The sequence below is a fragment of the Lunatimonas lonarensis genome, assembly GCF_000390185.1.
Taxonomy (GTDB): domain Bacteria; phylum Bacteroidota; class Bacteroidia; order Cytophagales; family Cyclobacteriaceae; genus Lunatimonas; species Lunatimonas lonarensis.
On the sequence record NZ_AQHR01000020.1, the window covers coordinates 25,342 to 50,622 of the forward strand.

General features: G+C 47.6%; 16 protein-coding genes. 4 read left to right on the forward strand and 12 right to left on the reverse strand.

What is annotated here, in order from left to right; all coding sequences use genetic code 11:
- Position 1: 1 nt before the first annotated feature.
- The 12 genes from ADIS_RS01990 to ADIS_RS02045 form a co-directional block, all read right to left on the reverse strand.
- Positions 2–1,735: a M14 family metallopeptidase gene (locus tag ADIS_RS01990; protein ID WP_010852597.1), complete on the reverse strand. Its 1,734-nt coding sequence runs from the start codon at positions 1,733–1,735 to the stop codon at positions 2–4.
- Between the two features lie 60 nt (positions 1,736–1,795).
- The gene (locus ADIS_RS01995) at positions 1,796–2,587 is read right to left on the reverse strand and encodes a PhzF family phenazine biosynthesis protein (protein WP_010852598.1); all 792 of its coding nucleotides are present in this window, start codon (positions 2,585–2,587) and stop codon (positions 1,796–1,798) included.
- 133 nt (positions 2,588–2,720) lie between these two features.
- Positions 2,721–4,172, reverse strand: coding sequence for a TrkH family potassium uptake protein (locus ADIS_RS02000; protein ID WP_010852599.1), 1,452 nt, complete (start codon positions 4,170–4,172; stop codon positions 2,721–2,723).
- Between the two features lie 3 nt (positions 4,173–4,175).
- A complete protein-coding gene (trkA, locus tag ADIS_RS02005) occupies positions 4,176–5,516 on the reverse strand; it encodes a Trk system potassium transporter TrkA (RefSeq protein WP_010852600.1) in 1,341 nt (446 codons plus the stop codon).
- A 174-nt stretch (positions 5,517–5,690) separates the two neighbouring features.
- Complete coding sequence (locus ADIS_RS02010; RefSeq protein ID WP_010852601.1) at positions 5,691–6,530, reverse strand: hypothetical protein; 840 nt, start codon at positions 6,528–6,530, stop codon at positions 5,691–5,693.
- Between the two features lie 11 nt (positions 6,531–6,541).
- Entirely contained in the window at positions 6,542–8,035 is a 1,494-nt protein-coding gene (locus tag ADIS_RS02015; protein ID WP_010852602.1) for a DUF6850 family outer membrane beta-barrel protein, read from the reverse strand.
- A gap of 98 nt (positions 8,036–8,133) precedes the next feature.
- The gene (locus ADIS_RS02020) at positions 8,134–9,342 is read right to left on the reverse strand and encodes a DUF4876 domain-containing protein (protein ID WP_010852603.1); all 1,209 of its coding nucleotides are present in this window, start codon (positions 9,340–9,342) and stop codon (positions 8,134–8,136) included.
- 66 nt (positions 9,343–9,408) lie between these two features.
- Positions 9,409–12,114 carry a TonB-dependent receptor gene (locus tag ADIS_RS02025; protein WP_155907044.1) on the reverse strand — a complete coding sequence of 902 codons (2,706 nt, stop codon included), beginning with the start codon at positions 12,112–12,114 and terminating at the stop codon, positions 9,409–9,411.
- A 132-nt stretch (positions 12,115–12,246) separates the two neighbouring features.
- Positions 12,247–13,443, reverse strand: coding sequence for a GTP-binding protein (locus ADIS_RS02030; RefSeq protein WP_010852605.1), 1,197 nt, complete (start codon positions 13,441–13,443; stop codon positions 12,247–12,249).
- A 291-nt stretch (positions 13,444–13,734) separates the two neighbouring features.
- Positions 13,735–14,907: an AGE family epimerase/isomerase gene (locus ADIS_RS02035; RefSeq protein WP_010852606.1), complete on the reverse strand. Its 1,173-nt coding sequence runs from the start codon at positions 14,905–14,907 to the stop codon at positions 13,735–13,737.
- Positions 14,907–16,445 carry a sialidase family protein gene (locus tag ADIS_RS02040; protein WP_010852607.1) on the reverse strand — a complete coding sequence of 513 codons (1,539 nt, stop codon included), beginning with the start codon at positions 16,443–16,445 and terminating at the stop codon, positions 14,907–14,909. The genes ADIS_RS02035 and ADIS_RS02040 overlap by 1 nt, the downstream gene beginning before the upstream one ends.
- Before the next feature lie 78 nt (positions 16,446–16,523).
- Entirely contained in the window at positions 16,524–17,438 is a 915-nt protein-coding gene (locus tag ADIS_RS02045; RefSeq protein ID WP_010852608.1) for a dihydrodipicolinate synthase family protein, read from the reverse strand.
- Positions 17,439–17,781: 343 nt separating this feature from the next.
- On the opposite strand from ADIS_RS02045, the gene ADIS_RS02055 reads away from it, so the two are divergent.
- The 4 genes from ADIS_RS02055 to ADIS_RS02070 all read left to right on the forward strand — a co-directional run bounded on the left by ADIS_RS02055 (position 17,782) and on the right by ADIS_RS02070 (position 25,267).
- Positions 17,782–20,739 carry a SusC/RagA family TonB-linked outer membrane protein gene (locus ADIS_RS02055; RefSeq protein ID WP_238325359.1) on the forward strand — a complete coding sequence of 986 codons (2,958 nt, stop codon included), beginning with the start codon at positions 17,782–17,784 and terminating at the stop codon, positions 20,737–20,739.
- Between the two features lie 20 nt (positions 20,740–20,759).
- Entirely contained in the window at positions 20,760–22,313 is a 1,554-nt protein-coding gene (locus tag ADIS_RS02060) for a RagB/SusD family nutrient uptake outer membrane protein (RefSeq protein WP_010852612.1), read from the forward strand.
- Positions 22,314–22,598: 285 nt separating this feature from the next.
- Positions 22,599–24,440, forward strand: a complete 1,842-nt coding sequence (locus ADIS_RS02065; protein WP_010852613.1) for an alkaline phosphatase — start codon at positions 22,599–22,601, stop codon at positions 24,438–24,440.
- Between the two features lie 98 nt (positions 24,441–24,538).
- Positions 24,539–25,267 carry a lysophospholipid acyltransferase family protein gene (locus ADIS_RS02070; protein ID WP_010852614.1) on the forward strand — a complete coding sequence of 243 codons (729 nt, stop codon included), beginning with the start codon at positions 24,539–24,541 and terminating at the stop codon, positions 25,265–25,267.
- Positions 25,268–25,281 lie beyond the last annotated feature (14 nt).

Sequence of the window (25,281 nt, forward strand, 5' to 3'; positions counted from 1 at the left end):
CCTATTCTAAGCGGAAAACCGGGTACCTGTTATGTTCCTTTTCCTTCCAGGGAGAGCGTTCATAAACCCAACGAAGTTGGGCAGAACCATCCTGGGCAAAACCAGGATCTGCCTCCTTTGCTTCTTCCAACTGCGCCTTCAAGGCCGGATGATCCCGTAGGTAGTCCGCGGCCAGATCTTCAAATACGTAGGCCGAATAGCCCTCTTTGGCCTGCAAAATGGTATCAAAAAAATTCCAAGCAAAAAAACTATCTTCTCCCTGGGGTTCCAACACCTCCGCAAGGTACCGCGCGGCGGGCTGGTCTGTAGGGACAATAACGTCCCCTTTGCGGAATGTCTGCCTAACGACTTGGGAGGAATGCTGCACATCCGAATGCAGGTAATGTCCCTCATAGGCATTTGGTACTGTGTTGAATTCTTCTAGGCGATACACCACCACTTCCATCGCCGTGTCCTTTTCAAATCGCTCCATGCGCACGCCATTCCTTGCCAGATTCTCGATCACCTGGTGCCAACCTTGCGGTATCAGGTATGCTTTTGGCAAGGTAATGGTCAAACCTGCGATGTAGGTATTGAAAAATTTTACCTGTGTCGAAAAAGGTTGATTCCTATCGTAATAAAGACGTGGAAATCCAGACACTTCTGAAGGCTTATAAGCCGACCTGTAGCCTTTAAAGTCAATGTATTTGAATTTACCGCGATCCAATTGGTGGTTTATCGCAACCTCTTTCCTTGATCTTAGCCATTCGCGCTGCTGCCGATACAGACGATTGATCAATTCCCCATCACGTTCGATTACTTCAAAAAAAGATTCGAACAACGCATACGTGGACATCACCCGATCGTTGTAGGGTTTAAGCATGTGGGTTTCGGGCATGAAACTGAGGCATCCGAACAGGGCAGCATATCCGCTGCTATACCGGCCGCTGTCCTTGAATTGAGGCCACCCGTCCTCCGGAGCGCCATTCCAGGCGTTTACGTAAGGGACGAGCGGATAGCCGGCCTCCTCCATCAACGCATACAACTGCGGCTCTAACCTTTCTTCCAAATACGGTGCCAACGGCCCCCCCAGTCGGTTATGTTGGGTCGAAATCAACGTCATCACATGTTGGTAATCCGCTCCATTACTGACGTGGGTATCGATAAAGATCTGGGGCTGCAGCCAATGGAAAATCTCCTGGAAAGACTGCGCATTTCGGGTGTCCGCTTTGATGAAGTCCCGGTTGAGATCGTAGTTGCGGGCGTTGGCCCGAAATCCATACGCCTCCGGCCCATTTTGGTTTACCCTACTAAAGGAGCCTCTGTTCAAATGCCCTCCGATATTGTATACAGGGATCAAAGCTACAACGGTGTTGGCGGGCAACCTCTTTTTTCCCAAGGCTAGGTCCCTAACCAACATCATAGAGGCATCAATGCCGTCCGGTTCTCCCGGATGGATGCCGTTGTTGACAAAAAGGACTACCCTGCCCTTGCTGTGCCAAACGGAGGGGTCAAAATCCTTCCAGGGATCAACGATTACAAGATGCAACGGAAGCCCCGCATCGGTCATCCCAACTTCCCTGATTTGGATAGGATCAAAATCCCGGGCCAGTCGATCAAAATAGGCAATCACCTCCGAATACTCGGGCGTCTCCTTTCCCTGACTGGATTCGAAAAGCGTCTGGTAGGCCTGCTGTCCCAATACATGACAGGTCATTAAGGCCGGTAACAGGGAAGATAGGATGGTTTTTAGCATGGGCAAAGTTTAAAAAAATAAAAAAGGAATGCAATCAAAAAAGTAGGCTATGGGTTTATACTAGCGTTCTATCAGGAAATGTCCAGTGAGCTCAACCGTATTATCCGTTAGTTGGATCCTAAAGGCTCCTCCTCTGCTGCTGAGTTGGTGTGCTAGTAGGCTACTTTTATTCAATTGCTTACCCCAATAAGATGCGAGCATGGCATGGGAGGATCCGGTAGCATAATCTTCCAGCTGCTGCACATGGGGAACCAACGTCCTGCTGACAAAATCAACCTCGATGCCCGGTGCCGTAACGGCATACCCGAATAAGTCGGCGTCACGGAGTCTTTCGAAATCAGGAACCATGGTTCGCACCGATTCCTCCAAATCGGTACGTATCAAGTGCTTGTTGCCTGTTTCATACATGGCCAGAATGGGTATTCCCAACCCTTCCTTGATAGCCCTTGGCACTGGGATCTCCTGCTTTATGGGAATAGCTTGCAGTAGCAATGAAACCATACCGGGCTGCTGAAAACGCACCTCCATTTCTCCAGATCCGTAAACAAGCTCAAACCGGTTTAGTCCAGCGTATTTTTGTCCCAAGTAAGCCCCTGCGGCCGCGGCACCATGCCCACAAAGTCCGATCTCCTCATCCGGAGCGAACCACCGTACGTCGAAGCGGGACGGATTATCTACCGATCTTACCAAAAACGTGGTCGCAGGTTGCCCCAGTAGGGCCGCCAGCTGTTGCATGTCCGCTGCCGGTATAGGCGTTTCCGATTCGACGACCGCGGCCGGGTTTCCCTTGAATCCTCTGAGCGGGTCGGTAAATACCGCATATACGGGTATATTACTAGGTATATTTTCCATCTTATTTAGCAGAAGTAAAACCCTTACCTACCCATTGTATTCTAAGTGGGTACATACAAGGTGTTGTTAGTCAGATTATTATGGGTATAAATAACAAGCATTGACTAAAGCAAATTTGACAGGTTGATCCGGCTTAATTGGCCCTCCAAAAGAACGGTGTGAACAAAACCAAAATGGTAAACAGCTCCAGCCTTCCCAATAGCATCAGAAAACTTAAAAACAGTTTGGCAAAGGGTGAGAAAAACGCAAAATTATCCATAGGACCTACCCTTCCAATGGCGGGACCCACATTGCCTAATGAAGTGGCGACCGCCCCGAAAGAAGTAAGTAGATCGTAACCCGCTATGGACATCACAATACTTCCCAAAACAAAAATCATCAAATAAACCAGCAGAAAGGTAAAGATATGGGTAATGACTCGACCGTTTACCCTTTCTCCATTGATTTTCAGGGGTATAACAGCTCTTGGATGAACTATTCGTTTAAATTCAAGTGTGGAGTTCTTCACGAACGTCAGGTGCCTGATAAACTTGATTCCGCCGGAAGTGGATCCGGCACAGGCCCCGGTAAACAACAACATAAAAAATATAATGGTAAGGCCGGAATTATAGGATGTATAATCAGCGGTCACGTAGCCGGTGGTAGTGACCAACGACACTATTTGAAAGAGCGAATCCCGAAAAGCTTTCTCCCAATGAACGTCTGTAACGGAATACACTCCTACGGCCACAGCCAGAACCGTTAACGACACAGACATAAAATAGGCCCTGAATTCATCGCTGGACCATACCTTTTTAAACTTACCAGTTAACCCCAAGTAAATAAGTGTAAAATTTGTTCCTGCCAAAAACATAAAAAATATGGCCGTGTATTGTATGGATGGATCAGTAAAATGCGCCATTGAGTCATTTTTGGTCGAAAATCCACCAGTTGCCATTGTAGTCAAACTGTGGTTTACCGAATCAAAGAAGGACATTCCCAAAAGAAAATAAATGGCAATAAGCAAAAGAGTTAAGCCAACATAAAGGATCCATAACCTCTTAGCTGTTTCTTGAATTCTAGGATGTAGCTTGTCAGGTTTTGGGCCTGAAGACTCAGCAACAAACAATTCAATACCACCTATACCCAATAGTGGGAAAATGGCAACGGTGAGTACAATGATTCCCAGTCCCCCTATCCATTGGGTCATACTTCTCCACAACAAAACACCTTTTGGTATGGATTCTATGTCTTCCAAAATAGTGGCACCGGTGGTGGTGAAACCAGAAATCGTCTCAAATACGGCGTCGGAAAAATTAGGAATAGAGCCACTAAACAGGTAAGGCAACAAACCAAAAATGGTCATGAAGACCCAACTGAGGGCAACTATCAGGTAGCCTTCCCGCTTGCGGATGTTTTGATCCTGAGATGCGAAGGAGAAAAAAAGAGTCGCTCCAACAATTCCGGATATCAATGTAGAGATTACCAGCGGGAATTCATCTCCACTATCGTAATAAAGCGAAAAAGCAATGCAAGGCATCATACTCAGCGCCAGCAGCATAAGCAGCCCTCCCATCACCTTAAAAATCGCCTTAAAATGAATCATGCCTCAATTGAATAATCGCTCCAGAACCGGCTTGGCAGATGGCAATGCGAGCACGATAGCCTTGTCGTTGAGTTGTAGATGGAAGTTACCGTCCGGAATAAACACGTCGTCTCCCCTGATCACGCCTGCAACGATGGCCGTATCTGGAAAATGAAGTTTTTTGAGCGATTTTTTAGTTATGCGGTTGTTTTTCGTAACCACATACTGCACGAATTCAGCATCCACTCCATGGATTCCCGCAATGGCCTCCACATTGCCCTTTCGAAGGTAGCGACTGACATAATTTGCCGCCACCAGTTTTTTATTTATCAGGGAATCTACGCCAATGCTATGCGAAATATGGATATACTCCCTGGTATCCACGTGGGCAATCGTCTTGTAAACCCCGTGGTTTTTTGCGCTGAGGCTTGTGATGATATTGGTCTCGGAACTTTCTGTCAGCGCCAAAAATCCATCCATGGTTTCCAATCCCTCATCAATCAATAAGCTGATGTTTTTATAATCTCCATGAATTACCAAGGACCTGTTCAGCCGTTGGGAAAGCCATTTACAGCGTTCCTTCTGATTGTGAATGAGCGTAACCCGGTAATTTTCCTCCAGCTTTTTGGCCGTTGAATAGGCGAGATCGTCACCACCTATTATCATTACCTGGCGAATGGGTACTTCCTTATGCCGAATAAGCTCCTTTACTGAATCCACCGCCTTTTTGTTCGAGATAAAAAACACGTGGTCTCCATTTCGAATGTAGGTTTCGCCCTTAGGGATGATCGTAATCTGGTCGCGGACCAGGGCAATGATGCGGATATCTTCAAAGATGGGATCCGTACTGGCATCGGAAAGGCGCTTGTTTACCAAAGGAGAGTACCTGTCCAGCGTGATCCCTACCACATTTAGCTTACCTCCCTCAAACTCCATCACATCCGAAAACGTGGAGTTTTTCATCATCCGGGTAATTTCATTGCTGCAGAGCATAGAGGGCGAGATAATGGAGTCTATGCCTAGCTTTAAAAAATAATCCTGGTTTTCGGGATTTAGGTAATCGTGGCTGCGTACCCGCGCCACTACCCTCTTTGCACCCAACTGCTTAGCCATTACGGCCGTTACAATGTTTGTTTTTTCTGAGGTGGTTACAGCCAGAACGAGGTGGGCTTGATGTACATTCGCATACCTCAACACGTCTATGGACGCTGAATCGCCCGAAATGGTCAACACGTCCAGCTGTGCAGAGGTGCTATCCAATACATCCGAGTCAAGATCAATGAGCGTAATGTCATTATTCTCGATAATCAGCTGCTCGGCAAGATGAAATCCCATATCTCCCGCTCCCGCGATTACAATGTTCATGGCCGTCTCAAAAATTCCACGTATCTGTTAGACGGCTCAAAATTACATAAGAATATTCGGCATTTCGTAAATTGAATGAACTATTTACGGCTGACATGAAAAAAGACTGAGCGAACAAAAGATTTCAAATACAAGGAGTGTAGAAGGAAGGATTAGGGCAATGATGCCACCCATTCAATTAAGGCAATTGCAATTGCCAAAACTCTCCCGTACAAATTTGAATAATTGCAAGAATGGATAATCCGTCAATGCGTCCGGCCTTTCATCTCGGATCCTTTTGTATGTTTCCAAAATTTCCCGTGCCCTCCGTTCTATTTCCAAGTCTACTGGTTGGGGTTCTTGATTTTCAGGGATTGCATACACAAATCTACCGGTGTCAGAGCTGGCCACTGGAATTTGAAAGAAACCCCGCTTTACAAACTCGCCGGTTTCTTCTTGATGTAAGGCAGCGTCGACAAAAAAATCCACAGCATAGGCAGGGTATCCAAATAGGTAACCGTAGGCCCGAAAACGATCCATCTTTTCTTCAAACTCATACATGATCAATAACGGGCTTGGGTCGATTTCGGCATCTGCTAGGACACCTCGTTTGATAAAAAAATCGGGATACTTGGCTATGGCCTTTTGAATACTTGCTCTGTTAAATACCAATAATTGAAAACTCCTTCCACTGCCATAAACCGCTTTAAATGGCACTATGGCAAACCCGATATTATCGTCTGTCAATTCCATCAGGCTTTCCTTGAGCATACGTATTTGCTGTGCCACTTGTGCTGGGTTTAGGTATTCTTTGGAAAGGCTGTCAATCGAAAACTGTATATGCTCAACAGTACTGATCGGTTTTAGTCCGCCCATTACGGTAAAAAGTCCCTCTTTTTCTAGGGTTTGTTTGGCAATAGAATCCGCCAACTGTAGTTTTTGGACATTTTCCTGTGCGGTGAGGGCAGCATAGGTGAAAATGAACCAAAGCAATAGGCTACCTTTTCTAATTTGCCTAATGAAAGCACGTTGCATAATTTGGTGATTTAAAGGATTAATGAAAGGTTAACCTGAAGGAAGGAAAAACTCCGTGATCGTTGGGTTCTGTATGAATAGTCGGCACCGAGCTTGATGGATTCTTTTTCGGACCGCAGCAATAACCAACAGGCTAACTGACCTTCGAAATGATTCCCCCCGTAAAATAATCTGTTCGGATGGTGCACAAACTGGGCAATGCCCAGTTGCCCTTCAGGAAAACTATTTGACTGCGGTAGAAACATGCCAATACCTGGCCGAATAAATAGACTTGCATTTTGGTAATTGAGCACCGAAAGAGCGTTGCTGGCAAGAAAGTACAGGCTGGAAAATCTTCTCTGTGTTCCCGCAGCCAAGTCTTCATCCGATTGCTGCTTGAATGACCAATACAACTCCGCTACTTGGTTGGCCTGTTTACCGCTTAAGGTGTGAACTCCCTGCCATGTACGGGTACCAAAATGGTAATTGATCGCTTGAAAAACAGGATCCAACGCGGTACCGTTTGATCCCTCCCAAGACAGATGCTGTTGATAGTCATGGGCTTTGAATGGGATGATCAATCCGGAATGAATTGAATAGGTATTTCCCCGTAAACTTCCTCCGTCCAAAGGAAATGCAATACCATCCCTAATGGTAGCTGACCTCGACCCATTCTTTAATGCTACAAATACCATAGAACTGTTGGAGAACGTATATTTTCCGTAAAATTGAAGCGCCAGCTCCTCGGTAAACTGGTTTCTGGTAAAGCTCTGGAATGCGTTTCTGGAAAATGTGTTGAGTCCTCTCATAAAGACCAATGAAAACTCCTGGGCGGCAAAAACTCCAAGTTGGTTTTCTTCATTTCCTTTCAATATTCTTCCAGCAAGTCCGATTTCTGTTTGGACGTTTGGACGAAAATTTTGGCCGACCTGAATTTGGTACTCGTTCCTATGGTAAAGAGGTCTGGGTTCCGCATCCATGGAAGAGGTTTCAACCTGGTAATTGACAAGAAAAAAATTACCTAATTTTCCCTGTTTATATCTCGCAGCGTTGCCCGAGAGATTTATTGCTACAAGATCTCCCGACCAAGGGGATGTCTGCTCTTGGCCCAACAGAAAAGGATTGGTCTGATTGCCCAAGCGCTGCAGCAAAAAAGGACGGACGATTTCCACCTGCCTGGTATAGTGGAAGTCACCTTGAAGAGACCATGATCCCAGTTGTTTTCGAGACTGTGAATAAAACCCAATGGTCTTAACTGCTTCTGGCTTCAAGGACTCAACAAGCATTCCCCCCCCTTTAGCATAAGATAATACAGCCCGATAGAATTCGGTTTGGGTTTCCTGCATTAAAAAAGGGTAAGCAGCATGCCACGATATATCCTGACGCAGGAAATACTGAATAGGGTGAAAATCACCCATCTGTTCATTTTTCAGCGAAAGAGAATCCAGCGTGAAGGCCGTTAACGAAGTTGTGGTAAAAAATAGGCTGAAAACCAGCCATCGCAACAGGCCTTTTACCCTTTTCATGTATCTATCCTTGTTTTTTAGCACTCGGGAACGGTCAGGTAAGACTTTGACTCTTTTAACTAGAAATTACTCATTTTATTTGAGCGGTTTTTCAGCCGTCAACGGTTCGTTGGTGAAGGACTCGGATTGATGGCAAAATCATTGGTACTGTTGTTGGTGTCAACATACAGCATATTTCCATCCACTGTCCTGGATTTTCGACGAATTGACTCACTGGAATAGGTGCCATTTACAAAAGAAAAACCAGCATCCAAACTGACAGGAATTCTTTTAAAGCCTCCGTCGGTTTCACTCCTCAATGCCTCCACGGCATCAATCACCAAGCCATTGGGAACCCTTACCACAGGGGGGGCGGTTGGGTTGGCTCCCGGAATAGCGACCCGTTCGAGCGCATCGAAATCGTCTGTCCTCCAGATGATTGTCGCCGGTCCAAACACCGGAACAAGGGAGAAGGTACCATTAAACGGATGGTAAAGCATTTCCATGTTTGGCACATTAGGTGCGTCCACATCGCGCTCTGACCCTACTACGAAAAGTTCAAAATTTGCTTGACTAAGGTCAACGGGGCTTCCTGGGTTTGCTTCGGGTGCACGGTGGTTAATCCCTTGCTGGGCAATGGTAACTGCAGAAAATGGTTGCAAAACCTGGGTGTTGCCATTTCCCGGAATCCTCCACGCGGTTGTAATGTAGACGTTTGATTGATCGTCTGCAAAAGGCGTAGGGATAGTATTGGGGTTGATTTGTCCCGAAGGCCCATGGATGTTTGATAGAATCAAGCCATCCAAGGCAATGGGCTCACTTGAATTATTATAGATTTCAAAAAATTGGTCAAAAAAGTAATTGGATCCTTCAGGTGTTTTAGACCCGGCATAATACACCTGACTAATGACGAGATTTCCCGTTACCGAGCCAGCCAACCTAATCTGAATGGGAGAACCGGCCGAGGTGGTATTAAGTAACATATTGGCATTTACGTAATTCAAGTTGATGTTTAATGGCGTGCCTACCATGGCGATCGCCTCTGCCTCGTCCAAAAACCTCGAAGCCTGTAGGCTGTAAGCACCGGGAACTAGATCTACGAAAACCACCTCACCATCAACCCCTGAAACCAACTCAACCTGCTGGCCTGAGGCGAGATTGACCAGCTTAACAGCCACGTCAGAAGCCGATTCCTGAAGGAAATCCTCCGGAAATAACAGCTGAAAGGTAACATCAAAGCGTTGAAGCCGAGGCTCATCCTCGTCGCCGCAGGCAAAAATCAAATAAATTATCGCAAAAATGGATAGTAATCTTGTTGTTGGTTTCATCTGATAAATGAGTTTAGTTTAGTATTTGTTAAGAGCATGTGTATTTCGAAGTTGATTGCTTGTCTCCTATAACCGGTAGAAAATCTCAGCACCAAAAAACAAGCTGAGATTTCGCTGCACAAACGCATCGGTCCTCGGATCTTGAAACAATGGTCTATGATTAAAGAGGTTATTTACAAAAAATGCAAAGCCTCTTTGGGGTTGGAATTCTTTGTTCATCCTTAAATTCACCAACAATAGAGGAGGTCTACTGATTGCTGCCAGTTGCTGCTCAGCAACCAAATTCCGAAACTCGGCAAGTGCCTGGTTTTGGCCCTCCTCCAACGTAAGTCTCAACAGTTCACCTCTCCTATTCAACAACGCTGTCGGAAATGGATCAAACCCCATCAATTTGTCTCTTTGATGCCATATCACCTGCGTAAGGGAGGAAAGGACAATGCCAGCGTTTGGAATATGGTGAATAAGCCTTATCGAAGTATTCAGTTGGGTTCCGAGATTTCCCTGACCTGCCTGAAAAAACGGGACAAAGGGCGCATTCACCTGACGAAAGATGAAATTTGGGTTCACTTCTTCCCCCTCTACAAAGCTCTTTGTCTGAATAAATGCGCCGTTCAGGGAAAGAGACGTCCGAAGAAATTGGATCTCGGGAAAATCAAGAACAAATTCAACGCCCCTGTTCTCTAACCTTCTATTGTTCACGGGAGCATCATAAGCCAAAAATAGGGTATCGAATCGGGTCGGCCCTTCGGTCAATAGGGGAGGCATTCCCGGTCTGGCCTCTAAAATGTCAAATAATCCACGATGGGCAATATAGGGCTGACGGACAAAACTTGGCCCTCCCTTCGTTTTTTCGATAAATCCATTGATCGAATAGCGAACCCTCCCTATTTCACCGTCCAAACCAATTTCTGCTTTATTGGAGCTAAAACTTCTTAACCGTTCGGTTTCGGGAGTTATCCTTCTTGTAGTTACGACCAACAATCGCTCATCTGGATTTGGTGCGAAATAATTGAAGTTTATCAAATCGATAAATCTTGGGCCGGTAGACAGAAAATTCAATCCAGGCACTTTGGCATGGATACCATAGCCCAATCGTAGCCTATGTTGTGGCGTCAGGGAGATGGCAGTCTGAACCCTAGGCTGCAAATCAGTCCCGATGGTACGCTGTTCAGTACCAGATAGAGAATAGCTATCTGCCCGAAAGCCGATCTGCCAAGACCATACCCTGACACCTCCCAATCGGAGAAAAAACCGATCCTCCATATAGGCTGAAAGTTGGTTCAAACCAGGTATATCATCAAAGGCTCTAGGTCGGTCTCCGGCACTGAAATTTTGTCTGGGAGGAGTTTCGAGATCAAATTGCCTCCCCTGTCCGGAGTTTACATCATAGCGATACTCCGTACCCATTACCAATCTGTGTGAAATAGTTCCAGATGCAATGGTTTTGGAAAGCTCAACCCGGTGATAGTAATTTAATGGATTGCCTTCCACGGTGGTTTTATTGAAGTAACGGGCAGGTCCAAATGGGACTACACCGGTAGAGTCTGTCAAAAAAGTAGGACGCGGCCCAACGTTTGTGGTTATAAACTCGGTAAAAAAAGATCTTTGCCGATTTTGGGAAAGTGAAAATGTCCCCTCTAACCGGTCAAACCAACCGGCATTGTTTTGTAAAACTAACTGGGTATTCCATCTAAACGATTCATCTGTGGATTCCCAACTTCGTCGGGAAGGATCCCTGTCTGCCTGCATGGCTCGAGACGCAGTGTTTATTCCAACAGTAGCCCTATTTCGGACGATTAACCTGCCACTGAGACCAATCCATTGATGACCAACCGTTACTTGTTGGCGCCTAAATTTGTTGAAAACATCCCTGGGATCCGGTCTTGAATCCATTGCATCCAAATCAACGCTTAATGCCTGCGATTTATTCCATTGAAATCCCGCACCGCCTGAAAACTGCAATGCATTTGGGTTGGCACGAAGGGTGAGATTGGGTCTGAATGGGCCGATCCGAGTCTGCACTATTACCGCACCGGCTGTAAAATTTCCATGCCTGGCAGAACCTACACCTCTGAGTACTTCCACTGACTCAATTTGATCAGCAGGGATCTGCCTTAGATCAAACCCTTGGTTGGCAACTGATTGGAATGGAGGCGGAGATCCTGGGCTGCTGTTGAGAATATTAACGTTGGACTGAAGGTTTGCATCGTTTGATAAAGGGCTTCCATCCATCACGATGGACGTGCCCATTTGGGCAACTGCATTTCCGGCCCCATTGGTTGAAACCTGCCTTATCAATATTTGCTGCGGAGTGTTTACGCTTGGGTTTATCGCCAGCTGACCCGGAATAAGCTGTAATATATCCCTCAAACTATTTGGCTGAACATGGGCGATGGCATCCCGCTCAATCAGCGAAGAGGTGCTTAAGCCCTGCGTGTTTTCCTGGGCGGTTACCGTGACCTCATTCAGCTCTAGGCTCCTCTGCTTGAGCACAAGGTGAACCAGTATTGGCTCATCTTTTACCAGAACGATCGTGTCTACCCGCTCAAATCCCATCATGGATACACTAATGCGCTTTTGTCCAGTTGAAACCATATTAAAAATTACTGCACCAACCCCACTGCTTATTTGATACAAGCCATCAGGCTCAATCTGAACGATTGCTCCTATAATTGGCTGATTTACCTCATCCGCTAGAGACAATCTTAATTCAGAAGAACGCAACCCCGCCCAAGTAAGCGCGAGGAAAGTATGGACGATTGCTGCCACCATTGGTTAAAGATTCATATCAACATTCAATAAATGCAACAATATTGCATTTTTAAAACAGACATACCTCATCCGTCTTGGAATGTGTACCCCTAGAAAATCAAACATTACAAACCACCGAAAGGAATATTTAGGTTAAATGGGCCATTTGTCCGAAAACTTCTTACCCTTTAGGTATTCGGCCAACTCGGCATTGGTCAGCAGACATGCTTCCAACTCCTCTATGATTTGGCCTTGGTGCAGGTCTTGGCCTATGATAACCAACTCATTCATTCTATCTCCAAAGACTTTATCCCATTTGGATTCGATATATTCTTGGTTTTCAATGTAGGAGCCATTCCGTATACGCTCTTTGAATGGCATACTTGCCCACCACACACCGACCGGCTCGGCCTTGAGAGAACCTCCCGCCTGAGACCAGGAAATGGCTTGGTCTTTTCTGGAGGCGATGTAAAAAAGCCCTTTGCTACGGATAACCCCAGCTGGCCAGCTCTTTGTTATGTAGTTCCAAAAACGCAGGGGATGAAAGGGTCTCTTGTTCCGAAAGACAAAGGAAGATATCCCATATTCCTCTGTTTCGGGGGTATGGTGATCCCTTTGCAGTTCTGCCTGCCACCCCGCCGAATTGGAAGCCGTATCAAAGTCAAACAATCCGGTATTCAATATCTCCTTGGGATCTACCTGGCTGTTGGATGTGCTTAGAATCCTTGCAGAAGGGTTCAGTTTCCGGATAATGGCTTTCAATTCATCGACGGTTTCCCTGGATACCAAATCCTCTTTGTTAATGATGATTACATTTGCAAATTCAATTTGGTCCGTCAATAAATTGACAATAGAACGTTGATCTTCCGGATCATCATTCAGCATTTTCGAAAAAACCGTTTCCGCTGACCCAAAGTCTTTGTAGAAGTTCAGTGCGTCTACCACAGTAACCAAGGTATCCAACCGGCTGAATTTAGATAGGTCAATTCCTTTTTCTTCATCCACAAAACTAAAGGTTTGTGCGACCGGCAGGGGCTCGGAAATTCCCGTGCTCTCGATCAACAAATAATCGAAGCGGTTTTCCTTTGCCAAACGCTCGACTTCAAGCATCAAATCCTCCCGTAGGGTACAGCAAATACAGCCATTGCTCATCTCGACGAGCTTTTCCTCGGTACGGGAAAGCGTATTTTCATTCCGTACCAATTGCGCATCGACATTGACTTCGCTCATGTCGTTGACAATAACGGCCACTTTCAACCCCTGCTTATTGTGAAGCACATGATTGAGCAAGGTTGTCTTTCCGGCACCTAGAAAGCCGCTTAAAACAGTAACAGGTAGTTTTTTTTCCATCAGTTTAGTAGAATACTACAAATGTCAGATCCTGCCCTCTCCCCTCGGTCCATTACGTTCTCTAACCAACCAAAAGCCTACAGCGTACCGTAGGGGAACATTCACTTGTATTCTCGTGGTATTTTATGCAACACTGTTGCAAACAAAGGAAATTAAGTTTAAAAAGGAAAGAAAATCCGGAAAATGTTTTTTCCGGATTCAACAATTCTACAAAAACATTCTGATAATCAGTTATTTAAAACAGCCTACATGCATATTGGCAGCAAACTGCCTGCATTGCGATACCTCCTGTCACCCCTCACCGGATTTTTCCAACGTTTTCCACACTTGGTACATTGCCCTAGGAACATGAAAGCATCCTTTCCATTTTCCTCCCTTTAGCATCAACAGCGGGTTTCCTCGCCGATCCAGGTAACCGAACCACTCGCCGTGGGACGGATCGGCGAAATGTTCCCAGCTGTAATTATGGACACGCAAAAACCACTCGGCGCATCGATGGTCCCCGGTTAGCTGATACCCTTTTGCCAAGGCTACCAAGGTCTCCAGGTGAACCCACCATAGCTTCTGGTCCCATTCCAACTGTTGGGGGGGATATCCTTTGACATCCTTAAAATAAAAAATCCCTTCAAACTCGTCGTCCCATCCGTACTCAATTAGCCGAATGGTCACATCAACTGCCCTTTTTATGAGTGTCCTATCTCCCCTACGAGCGGCTAGATCCATCATAAACCACATGGCTTCTATGCCATGTCCCGGATTGATCAGCCTGCCCTCGAAGCTGTCACTTTTACTTCCGTCTGTATGCAGGTTTTCGTAGACCAAAAGCTCTTTTTTATCCAAAAACACTTCCATGACCTCGTGTTCGCAATGCGCCAAGGTCTCCGCCACCAAATCCGGTGACAGCAGCGGCTCCAACTCCAGGCACAAATTGCTCAAAATCATCGGAAGGGAAAAGCCCTTCAAGGGTCGGGTACCGGGAAAGGCTTTGTTATAGACTCCTTTTGGGTTTTTCTGACGGATAAGGATGTTGGAAAAGGTGCGTTTGGCCAAATCCAGACTCTCTTCGTCGCCCGCCGCCAGTCCGTATTGGCTGAAAGCCATCGCCGCAAAGCAATCTGAGAAAACATTGTAGGCCTGCACTAGGGGGGCACCTTCCCTGGTAAGCGAAAAGTAAAAATTCCCGTCTCGGTCCCTGCCATATTTTTTTAGGAAATCCACCCCTAACTTAGCTCCCTCAAGCCATTCTTCTCTTGGTGCTACCCGCTGATAGAGCATCGCATAGGTCCACGCCTGCCGCCCCTGGAGCCACACAAACTTATCCGTATCAAACACCTGTCCATCCCGCAAGAGGCAGGTAAAATACCCTCCGTGTACCCGGTCATGAGAATGTCGCCCCCAGAACGGCATTACATCATCCAGAAGCGTGTCCCGGTAAACGGCCTGCAACTCTTTGATCCTATCCATCACGGTATGAGCTCTTCTATCGGTATAATCTGAAATGTCATGTGGGCCTGACTGCTTTCGTACAGAATCCCTACGTGGCGTTCATCGACCATCGTAAGGCAGGTGTAACCCCATCCAACTCCCTCATCAAGTAGTACCTGATTGGTCTCCGGCCACGAGTTACCTTCGTCAAAACTGGTTTTGATGGTAATGTTGTACCTACCATCGGTGGTGTTGGGGTTGGAGAACAAGAAAACCGGAGCATCGTCGGTATAGGGATTGGCGATGATGCTTGCCATACAAATCGGTTCGACCAGTGCTGTTCGGTGTGAAGCATGTTCTTCCCAAGTCTCTCCGAGGTCCCTGGTCACCATAATGGCCCTTGCTCCGCCCCGGTCGTCGCGCATATTGAGCATAAGTGATCCGTCAGAGAGTTCGACCACCTGTGCTTCGGTGGTATGGGTACGGGCGCCTTTCCCCATACGCCAGGTTGCGCCACGATCTATGCTGTAGATAATTGTGCTGTGTGGAACCTGATCGGCATCTTTATATTGGCCGGCAAAAACCAAGGTTCCATCCCGTGTGGTAATTCCCCTGCCCGGTCCGGCCAAAAACAAGTACCAGGAAGGGTCTTTTAGCGATTCGGTTACATTGATGGGATCCGACCAGGTGATCCCGTCATCCTCTGATTTCACCAGTACCAACTGACCGGTCTGGTCGGGACGCATACCCGGCTGGGAGCTGTTCCATGCAGCTTCCGCGGGCTTGCCATGCATCCAAAGCGCGGCCACCCAAATCGTTCCTGTTTGGTCATCAACCAAAATTGCGGGATCGCCCACCCCGTTTTGATCTTGGGGAAGTCCGCCCCATTCTCCCATGTCGATGATGGTCCTCATGGGTTCCCAAGTAGATCCACCATCGGTACTGCGACTCAGGCCTACGTCCACATGTCCTTGTAGATCGTTGGACCGCTCCCACCGCATATCGTATACGGCCAATAAGGTGCCATTCTTTGAGGTAGCCAAGCCCGGGATTCGGAAGGAGTGGACACCATCATCGCCCCTGTTCCGCAGCCCCCTAGCCAACCGCAACTTAAACACGTCTCCGACACCACTTGGCAATCCCCTCTCTCTCCCCCATTGCAGGTAATCGATCGTTAAGCGCACCTTTTCGAGTAGAGAGGCCTGCTGCGAAGGTATAATATGAAATATAAAAACCCTGTCTTTCGATGTATCCGATGCCGGAATCGGAAAAACGACGGGTCCTTGCACATGGTTGGCGGCATGTACGATCGTGAACTCACTGCCATCTTGCTCCACGAGCACAACCTGATCCAAAGGTGTGTCAGATACAAAAGACGCCTGCATCTGATTGAATTCTCCGGCGATCTCTCCATCGATCCGCAACTCACCGACCAGATTAACCGCGCCCTGTATGATCGGTACTTGCTTAACTTCAAATACTGCTTTTTCGGTAACGGCATACCGTTCCTCCTTGGCACAGGAAAAAAGAAAAAAGACGGCCACAAGCCGTATAAGAGAGTAGATTGATTTGTTCATCAGCTTTAATTGTTTTTACGCATTCACCCAGTTGCAGCATTGCGGGCCTGTCGACTTTCATCTCCCGTCCCAAACCAGCTAGTATCCGATATCAGAAAAGAACCCGAGGTTTTCCAAATCCCTACGAAGCGCTTGCTTCCTTTCAGGGCTCAACGATACCACCGGCGGTCTAAACTGCCCAAAATCATAACCACAGAGGGAAAGAATGGCCTTGCCCGCTGCCGGCCCGCCGTAGGTAGCATAGAGGGATATAAAGTCGATGGACTTTTGCTGCAGTAGTAATGCAGTATCCATGTCTCCTTTGCGATAGGCCTCTAAGATCCGAAGATAAAGTGGCGCCGCAAAATTATAGGTACTGCCTACCGCTCCACGCGCACCCATGGCCAAACCTGCAAGAAACAACTCATCCCAACCCCAAAGCACATCGTACCTGCCTCCATCAAAACGAAGGCAGCGGTTAAACTCCATCAGATCATGGTGTGTGTATTTGATTCCTGCAAAATTGGGAATACGATCCCTAACTTGATCCAACAGATCCAACATGGACAAATCTACCCGGGTGAGAAGTGGGATATGGTAAAAATATAACGGCAGATCTCCCGCCGCATCGGCAATGGGCACAAGGTACTCCACCAACTGGGAAACAGATGAGGGACGGAAATAATAAGGCGCCGTAACCGCAGTACCATAAATGCCCTGTTCCCGGGCCGCTTTAGCCAGTAATATTGCCTCCTGTTGGCTTGTACCGGAGAGCATTACGATCACGTTGAACTCTTCGTCATTGAACGGGGCGTAGGCGGCTATCAATTGCTGCTTTTCAGAAAGCAGCAAGGAAGCACTCTCTCCGGTAGTCCCAGCTATGAACACGCCCTTGACGCCCTGTTCGCGAAGGCGGGTTACCAACTTCGGAATGAGAGAAACATCCAGTGCGCCTGATGCATCATAGGGTGTAAAGGTCGCGGCAATAAGACCGGAAATACGAGGATAAACCATGCTTTTTTTGGTAAAAATAGATCAAAATCCCTGCATCTACCAGCGACGATTTCATTTACCTCTGTTTTATTACAGTGTTACCTCTATGTTACTGAAAGATTTGTCTCCCTTTTTGGTCATTTAGGGAGGAGTTTTTGAAAGATTTCTCCAACTACATGAAAGATTTCTCCACCTTTTCGACTATTCCTTTCCCTAATTTTAGGGTAGAAAACATCAAACAAAATGTTCTTATGAAGAAAAAGTATTACTTAATCACGGCCCTTTTGGTCTGCTTGGCATATTTGGCCCAGGCGCAGACAAGGACGTTAGAGGAACGGTTGTCTCTGAAGAAGACAATAATCCCATCCCAGGGGTATCCGTTTTAGTCAAAGGTACAGGTAGCGGATCCGCTACGGATGTTGATGGTAACTATTCCGTCAGTGTAACCGACGAAAATGCCGTTTTGGTCTTTTCCTTTGTTGGACTTGAATCGAAGGAGATTACCGTTGGAAACCAATCCATCATCAACGTATCACTTAAAGCCGATATGGGTCAGTTGGGTGAAGTAGTCGTGGTAGGTTACGGTACGGCACGTAGAGCTGACTTGACCACGTCCATCGGAACCCTGGAAGATGTAAAGGGTACGGTAAACCGACCTATCTCCAGCGTACAGGACATGTTGCAGGGTCAGATCGCAGGGGTTACAGTAGTGGCTAACTCAGGCGACCCAGGGGCTACGCCGCGCGTGGTCATCCGAGGTGCAGGAACATTGGGAGATGAATCCCCGCTCTATGTAGTGGATGGTATGCCCTATTATGGAGGAAGAATCAATCCCAATGATATAGAAAGCATGGTGGTATTGAAAGATGCAGCAGCAGCCGCTATCTACGGTGCCCAGGCCGCATCTGGTGTGATTGTAATCACCACCAAAAGTGGTAAAAGCGGTGCGCCTAAAGTGAATGTAGACTTTTACCAAGGCTGGCAATCTGCATACCAAACACCGGAAGCACTAAATGCGCAAGAGTATTCGGCCGCTTACCGGGCAGCCGCAGCCCATGCGGGTGGTGTTGCCCAACCAGCGCATGACCCCCAATTGAACCCTTGGGGCCAGACCACACGAACCATTTGGATGGATGAGATTTTCCAAACGGGCGCCATCACCAACGCAAACATCCAACTAAGCGGTGGAAGCGACAGAGGTAGATATAGCACCTCATTTGGTTACCATAATAAGGATGGGATTCTACTAAACACCAACTACGAGTTGTTCTCCTTCCGTCTGAAGTCGGAATACGATGTATCCAGTAAATTCAGAGTGGGACAAAACGTGTATTTTAACCACTCTACCGCCCGTGGCGTAAACACGAGCAGCAGCTACAGCGGCGCGATCATCAATGCCATCTACATGAATCCAGCTGCACCCGTTTACGACGAATTTGGCCAGTTTCATGGTACCGTACCGTTCGAATTGTCCCAGTTTGCCGGTGCCTATGGCGATACCTACAACCCTGTTTCATTGTTGCTTCGCCCAAACATCAGCAACCCCCGCACAAATGTCAACGCCATTGCCTATGCCGAGTATGACATCTTGGACAACCTTACGTTTAAGTCCAGCTTTTCCATCGATATGTGGAACTGGAGCGACAAAAACTTCAGCCCAAGAGCTCCGGAAATCGGAAGGCCCAGCAACATGAACTTCCTGAACCAAGGTGCCGGCAGCAGCAGCCGATGGATTTGGGACCAGCAGTTGAACTACAACAAGTCTTTTGACAAGCACAACCTTGGGGTAACGGCTGTATATACGGCCCAATTTAGGCAGGAAGAAGGCTTCAACTTCCAAGTGCAGGACTTCGACCGTGAAGACGATTGGTTCCAGTACGCCAGCAATGCCACGACCATCCTTCGGGTACCTGATGCATACGGTAACGAAGATGCGCTGACCTCTGCCATCGGGCGATTGACCTACGATTTCGACGACCGCTATTTCTTCATGGGTAGCGTTCGGAGAGACCAAACGTCCCGTTTGCATGCCAACACCAAAACCGACTTCTTCCCCGCCGTATCCGGTTCGTGGAAAATCTCATCCGAGCGGTTCTTCAGCTCGTCTGTGGTTAACTTGCTAAAGATAAGGGGTTCTTGGGGACAGATCGGAAACATTTCCTCTGTAGGTCTGTATGCATTTAACATCCCCTTGGCCTCTGGCAACAACGTAATCCTAGGTGAGCCAGGTACCCGCAACCGGCACGTTTCTTTGAACGAAATGTCCAACTCAAACCTACGCTGGGAGCGATCTGAAACGGCCAATATAGGTTTGGATGCAGCATTCCTTAACAACCGATTGAATGTGACGGCAGAATACTATGAAAAGTATACCCGCGGTTTGATCCTTCGAAATGCCCCCGATCCGCACTCGGGCGTACCTACCGGTGCACTTTCCAATGTCGGTACTGTGTTAAACAAAGGCATAGAGCTCACCGCCTCCTACCATGGCGAGATTGGCCAACTTAGGTACCGTGTAAACGGAAACTTCTCCACCATCCACAACGAACTGTTGGATTTGGACGAGTTTACCAGCGACTTCATCCTCCATGGCAATGACCTCAGAGGTACCATCCGACCATTTAGAAGCGAGCCTGGACAGCCTCTGTTCTCCTATCACCTGATCCCAACTGACGGAATTTTCCAGAACCAGGCACAAATAGAAGCTCACGTGGGACCAAACGGCAACCGAATTCAACCTAATGCCAGGCCGGGCGACCTGATTTTCCGCGATGTGAACGGTGACGGAAGAATTACCGACGACGACCGGGTATTTATGGGCAATGCCATGCCGGATTTCACCTATGGCTTGAACTTGAATCTCGAATATAAGAATTTTGACCTTTCCCTGTTCGGTCAAGGTGTAGGTGGCGTTATGTTGTTCAACGGCTACAAACACACCGCCTTCAACGCAGGTCTACAGGGGTATAACCTGGACAGAAGGGTGTTGGATGCCTGGTCTCCCTCCAATCCCAACTCCAACATTCCGGTACTTTCGACCCAAGATCCTAACGGAAACTTTGGTCAGCCTTCGGATTGGTATTTGGAAAAAGGCGACTACTTCCGCGTTAGAAACCTTACCATCGGCTACACGATGCCAGCTAACCTGATGAGCCGCGTTCGAAACGGATCGGATGTCCGGATCTACGTTTCTGCCGAGAACCTTGTGACCTTTACTCCCTACTCTGGAATAGATCCGGAAGTGGGTTCGGGTCCGGTGATTGACAACGGAACCTTTCCTGTTCCGAGAACCTTCTCCGTCGGTTTCAATATGAATTTCTAACAAGGCAATCTAATAATCATATGAAGAATTTAATCATACCTTTCTTGGTGTTGGCAGGCCTTATCAGTGCGTGCAGCGACACCTTTACGGAACTAACCCCACTGGGTAGTCCCACTTCTGGAAACTTCTGGGCCTCCGAAGAGGATGCCATTACCGCTGCAAACGGTCTTTACCAACATTGGGACGACGACCACCTATTTGGAAGAGGTTTTATGTACCTCATTGCTGCATCTGACGATATTATGCAGGGAAGAACCGATGCAGCGGCTGCAGCGATACGCAACTTTCAGGCTACGGGCCAAGAAGGACGGATGGCAAACATATACCCCAGAATGTACACCGTTATCCAACGGGCCAACAACATTATCCGGTACGTACCTTCTATGAATATCTCCGAAAGTCTAAAAAACCGGGTTCTTGGAGAGGCTTACTTCATGAGGGCACATACCTACTTTTGGTTGGCACCCCGATTTGCAGACCACCGCGCCGGTATTCCGATAGTTACCGAAGAGAATATGGAGGATCTCACCTTTACCCGGCCTGCAAGCATTGTGGACAATTTCCGGCAGATAGAAGCTGATCTGCTAAAGGCAGCCGAGCTTCTCCCCTACTTCACCAGCTATTCAACTACAAACCTGGGCCGGGCACACAAAGATGCAGCCCATGCGTTCTTGGCCAAAACCTACCTGTACTGGGGCCACCACGATGCCAGCAAGTGGGCCAGCGTGGTAACCTATGCGGACATGGTGATAAACTCACCCACCGGGAGGGCTCTCATCAACACCGGAAACCCTGCGGAAGACTTTGCCAGTGTATTCTATGTTGACAACAATTTCTCGTCTGAATATGTGTTTTCCACCGTATCGAGCAACGAAAGAGGACAGATTCTTCCCGGTGTAATGCTGGAGAACACAGGCTGGGGCCTTTACAATGGCTGGGGAACCTTCTCTCCCACGCTCGAGCTGTATAATGCGTTCGAAGAGGGCGACCATCGGCGACGGGCAACCCTTCTTGAGTTCGGCGATGAGTTTATGTTCCTAGGTAATCCCCGACGGTATTATTCCGGCAACTCTTGGACAGGTATTCAGGTAAACAAATACATGCATCCCTACCGTTTTCCTGCAGAAGTTCACCTGAACCCTAACGGAAACTATGTAACCACCAACCTGAATATTCCACTGATCCGCTTTGCAGAGATACTCCTGATGAAATCTGAGGCATTGATCATGCAAAACCAAAATGGAGATGCCCCACTTAATCAGGTGAGACAACGGGCCGGGTTGGCACCAAAAACCAACGTGACCCTTGCAGACCTGAAGCAAGAACGACGCGTAGAACTGGCCGCTGAATACGCAGACAGGCACATCGATCTGATCCGTTGGGGGGATGCCAGAGAAGCATACTCAAAGCCGGCAACCGGCAGAAACCATTTCAACAAAACCGATCCGGACTCGGGCTACGAAGTCTACGAGGTATGGCCTGCAAGGAATTTCAATCCGCAAATCCACCATGTGTGGCCTATTCCGCCAAACACCATTGCAATCTCCGGAATACCCCAAAACCAGGGATGGTAATTTGATTGATCACCCCAAATGCACAAGCTCCGGAACTGCGATTCCGGGCTTGTGCCTTTAACTCGATCCCTTAAAGGGATTGACCGAAATAATAATACCTTTACGCAGGGTCTGGCTGTCTTTCCTATTTTGCAATTCTATACCGATAGGGAACACGGCTCCTTCAAATCTTTAACCACAAAACAGGCTCGATATCTTCTTTTGTCAAAAACCGGCGCATCGTAGAATACTTTTTCTGACCGAATGGAATTCCAACGGTGTTTACGCTAGCAAAAATCCAACACCATGTTGCAGGTAATAAAAAGCTGTATATTTATTTTACTTTATTTTTTCGTCCATGTGGTCTGTGTTGCACAGCAGGAAACAAAGATACACAGCCACAACGACTACATCCGCCATGCACCCTTTTGGGAAGCCTATGCCAACGGCCTTGCCTCCATAGAGGCCGACGTACTATTGCTTGATGGCGAGCTCTACGTAGCCCATGAATTGGCGAGCGTCAAACCTGAACGCACCCTTAAAAGCCTTTACCTAGATCCCATACGCTCCGCCTACAGCCTGAATATACAAAACAGAAAGCCCTTTCAACTTTTAATTGACATCAAAACCGAGGCGTACTCCACAATGAAAAAAATAGTTGAGCAGCTTGACCAGTATCCTGAACTATTCGGCATTGATGGAGGGGAAGCCATGGTTACCGCAGTTATTTCCGGCAGTCGACCCAAAAAGGAAGACTATCGCAACTACCCAGACCACATCTTTTTTGACTACCAAAGCATAACCGACAAGGAAGATCTTCCCCTGGAAAAGATCGCACTGTTTAGCCTGAGCTTCCGCAATTTTTCGGACTGGAACGGTAAGGGCCGATTAATCGACGAGCACGAGGAGAAACTGAGGAATGCCATTGCCGTGGCACATGCCCATGGAAAACCTTTTCGTTTTTGGGCCAGTCCTGATAGCAAAACCGCCTGGAAAGCCCTCAAAGAACTGGGCGTGGACTATATCAATACCGATATGCCCTATCAGGCAAGCGAGTACCTCGCTACGCTTTCCGATCGGCTGTACGTAAGCCCCAACGTGCGGGAGATTTACAAGCCAACCTATGAAAGTGATGGCATTCAGGCTCCGGTGAAAAACGTTATTCTCCTTATCGGTGATGGATTTGGGTTGGCACAGTTTGCTGCGGCCCTCTATGCCAACAACAACCAACTCAGCTTGGCCACCCTTCGCAACCTAGGACTCATCAGGACCCAGTCCTTGGATGACTTTACGACGGATTCGGCAGCAGCCGGCACCGCCTTGGCCTCCGGCCAAAAAGTGAAAAACAGAAGCATCGGGGCACTTCCCGATGGCTCCCCTGCCAAAAACCTACCGCAGCATCTACAGAAATTTCAGTTTCAAACGGGCATTGTAACTACCGACAACCTCACCGGCGCCACTCCGGGAGCCTTCTTTGCCCATACAACCGAGCGGGACATGATCAAGGAAATAGCGGGCGACCTCGCAAAGAGTCCACTGAACCTTTTTATCGGAGGCGGCAAAAATGATTTTATCCGCTACGGAAATCCCGAGCTGGACAACCTGAGGCAAGCTGGTTTTGAGCTGGTATCCGGATTGTCAGAATTGGAAGCGTATCGGGGCAATCGGGTGGGTTACTTTGCCTCCAACCACAGCCTGCCCAAAGTAGCTCAAGGCAGAAAAAGCTTTCTAAAGAATGCCGTTTCCGCCTCCCTCACCTACTTCACCCAAAAAGAGTTGCCATTCTTTTTGATGATTGAAGGGGCTTACATAGACTCTGGAGGGCACTCAAATCACGTGGAGACAGTGGTGGAAGAGGGAATCGATTTTGATGAAGCGGTCGCAGAAGCACTTCGTTTCGCAGACGAAAATGGAGAGACCTTGGTCATCGTCACTGCCGACCACGAGACCGGTGGTATAACCATCCCCCAAGGAAACGTGGAAACTGGGATGGTGGAATTGGAGTTTTCAACTCAGGATCATACCGGTATCCTAGTTCCTGTATTTGCCTACGGCCCCCACGCAGACAAGTTTAGGGGCGTCTACGAAAACACCGACATCTTCCATAAGATCCTAGAGATTGTTGAAATGTATTTTGGGGAAAAATAGCGTTTTTTTCCTGAAATAACGCAGTCTGTTTTTCGGTTGGACAGGTCATTCCCTTTTATAAATCGGCAAAACCACGTTACTTTGAACCAAAAAGGAGCATGGTGATTTTCCGCTTTTTCTACAGTGTTTATGCCATCTTGGTTTTCAACCTGTTAATGGTTTTGTTGGGGCCTTTAATCTTGGTGCCTTCCTTTTTCCCTCCCGGAGGCACCCGGGTTTCTTTCTTCGTTATCCGAAAATGGGCCGTCATTTGGTCCTATTTGGCAGGAATCCGTTACGAGGTCAAAGGAATCGAGCACATCGATGCAGACCAGCCCTACATCTATACCTTTAACCACCGCTCATTTTTGGATGCCCCTGTCATTCCCATGAGTATTCCCCAAGAAGTCCGAGCCCTAGGGAAAAAGGAATTGAGAAGGATTCCCCTATTTGGATGGATCATTTCCCAATTTGCGGTTTGGGTGGATAGAAAGAACCCCGATTCCCGGGAAAAAAGCATCCAAAAACTCATCCGCTTTTTGACCAAAGGCCACTCCATTGTCGTAGCCCCGGAAGGAACTCGAAACGATTCGGCAGATCCGCTTCTTCCCTTTTACAACGGAGCATTCCGGCTGTCCATCGAGACCCAGACCCCTTTGCTACCCATGGCGATCATTGGATCTGAAAAGGTGATGCCCAAGGGTTCTCTACTGATGTGGCCGGGAACCGTGCAGGTCTACTTTTCTGCGCCAATCTATCCACCAAAAGAGCTGACCCCCCACTCGATTGAGACCCTGAAGGCAAAATGCTATAACCGATTGGAAGCGATGATCCTCACACACGAGTAAAAGTCGGAGTACCC

Excerpts from the sequence above, each read along its gene's own strand:
- ADIS_RS01990 (WP_010852597.1), bottom strand. The coding sequence starts at position 1,735 with ATGCTAAAAACCATCCTATCTTCCCTGTTACCGGCCTTAATGACCTGT.
- ADIS_RS01995 (WP_010852598.1), bottom strand. The coding sequence starts at position 2,587 with ATGGAAAATATACCTAGTAATATACCCGTATATGCGGTATTTACCGAC.
- ADIS_RS02000 (WP_010852599.1), bottom strand. The coding sequence starts at position 4,172 with ATGATTCATTTTAAGGCGATTTTTAAGGTGATGGGAGGGCTGCTTATG.
- trkA (WP_010852600.1), bottom strand. The coding sequence starts at position 5,516 with ATGAACATTGTAATCGCGGGAGCGGGAGATATGGGATTTCATCTTGCC.
- ADIS_RS02010 (WP_010852601.1), bottom strand. The coding sequence starts at position 6,530 with ATGCAACGTGCTTTCATTAGGCAAATTAGAAAAGGTAGCCTATTGCTT.
- ADIS_RS02015 (WP_010852602.1), bottom strand. The coding sequence starts at position 8,035 with ATGAAAAGGGTAAAAGGCCTGTTGCGATGGCTGGTTTTCAGCCTATTT.
- ADIS_RS02020 (WP_010852603.1), bottom strand. The coding sequence starts at position 9,342 with ATGAAACCAACAACAAGATTACTATCCATTTTTGCGATAATTTATTTG.
- ADIS_RS02025 (WP_155907044.1), bottom strand. The coding sequence starts at position 12,114 with ATGGTGGCAGCAATCGTCCATACTTTCCTCGCGCTTACTTGGGCGGGG.
- ADIS_RS02030 (WP_010852605.1), bottom strand. The coding sequence starts at position 13,443 with ATGGAAAAAAAACTACCTGTTACTGTTTTAAGCGGCTTTCTAGGTGCC.
- ADIS_RS02035 (WP_010852606.1), bottom strand. The coding sequence starts at position 14,907 with ATGGATAGGATCAAAGAGTTGCAGGCCGTTTACCGGGACACGCTTCTG.
- ADIS_RS02040 (WP_010852607.1), bottom strand. The coding sequence starts at position 16,445 with ATGAACAAATCAATCTACTCTCTTATACGGCTTGTGGCCGTCTTTTTT.
- ADIS_RS02045 (WP_010852608.1), bottom strand. The coding sequence starts at position 17,438 with ATGGTTTATCCTCGTATTTCCGGTCTTATTGCCGCGACCTTTACACCC.
- ADIS_RS02060 (WP_010852612.1), top strand. The coding sequence starts at position 20,760 with ATGAAGAATTTAATCATACCTTTCTTGGTGTTGGCAGGCCTTATCAGT.
- ADIS_RS02065 (WP_010852613.1), top strand. The coding sequence starts at position 22,599 with ATGTTGCAGGTAATAAAAAGCTGTATATTTATTTTACTTTATTTTTTC.
- ADIS_RS02070 (WP_010852614.1), top strand. The coding sequence starts at position 24,539 with ATGGTGATTTTCCGCTTTTTCTACAGTGTTTATGCCATCTTGGTTTTC.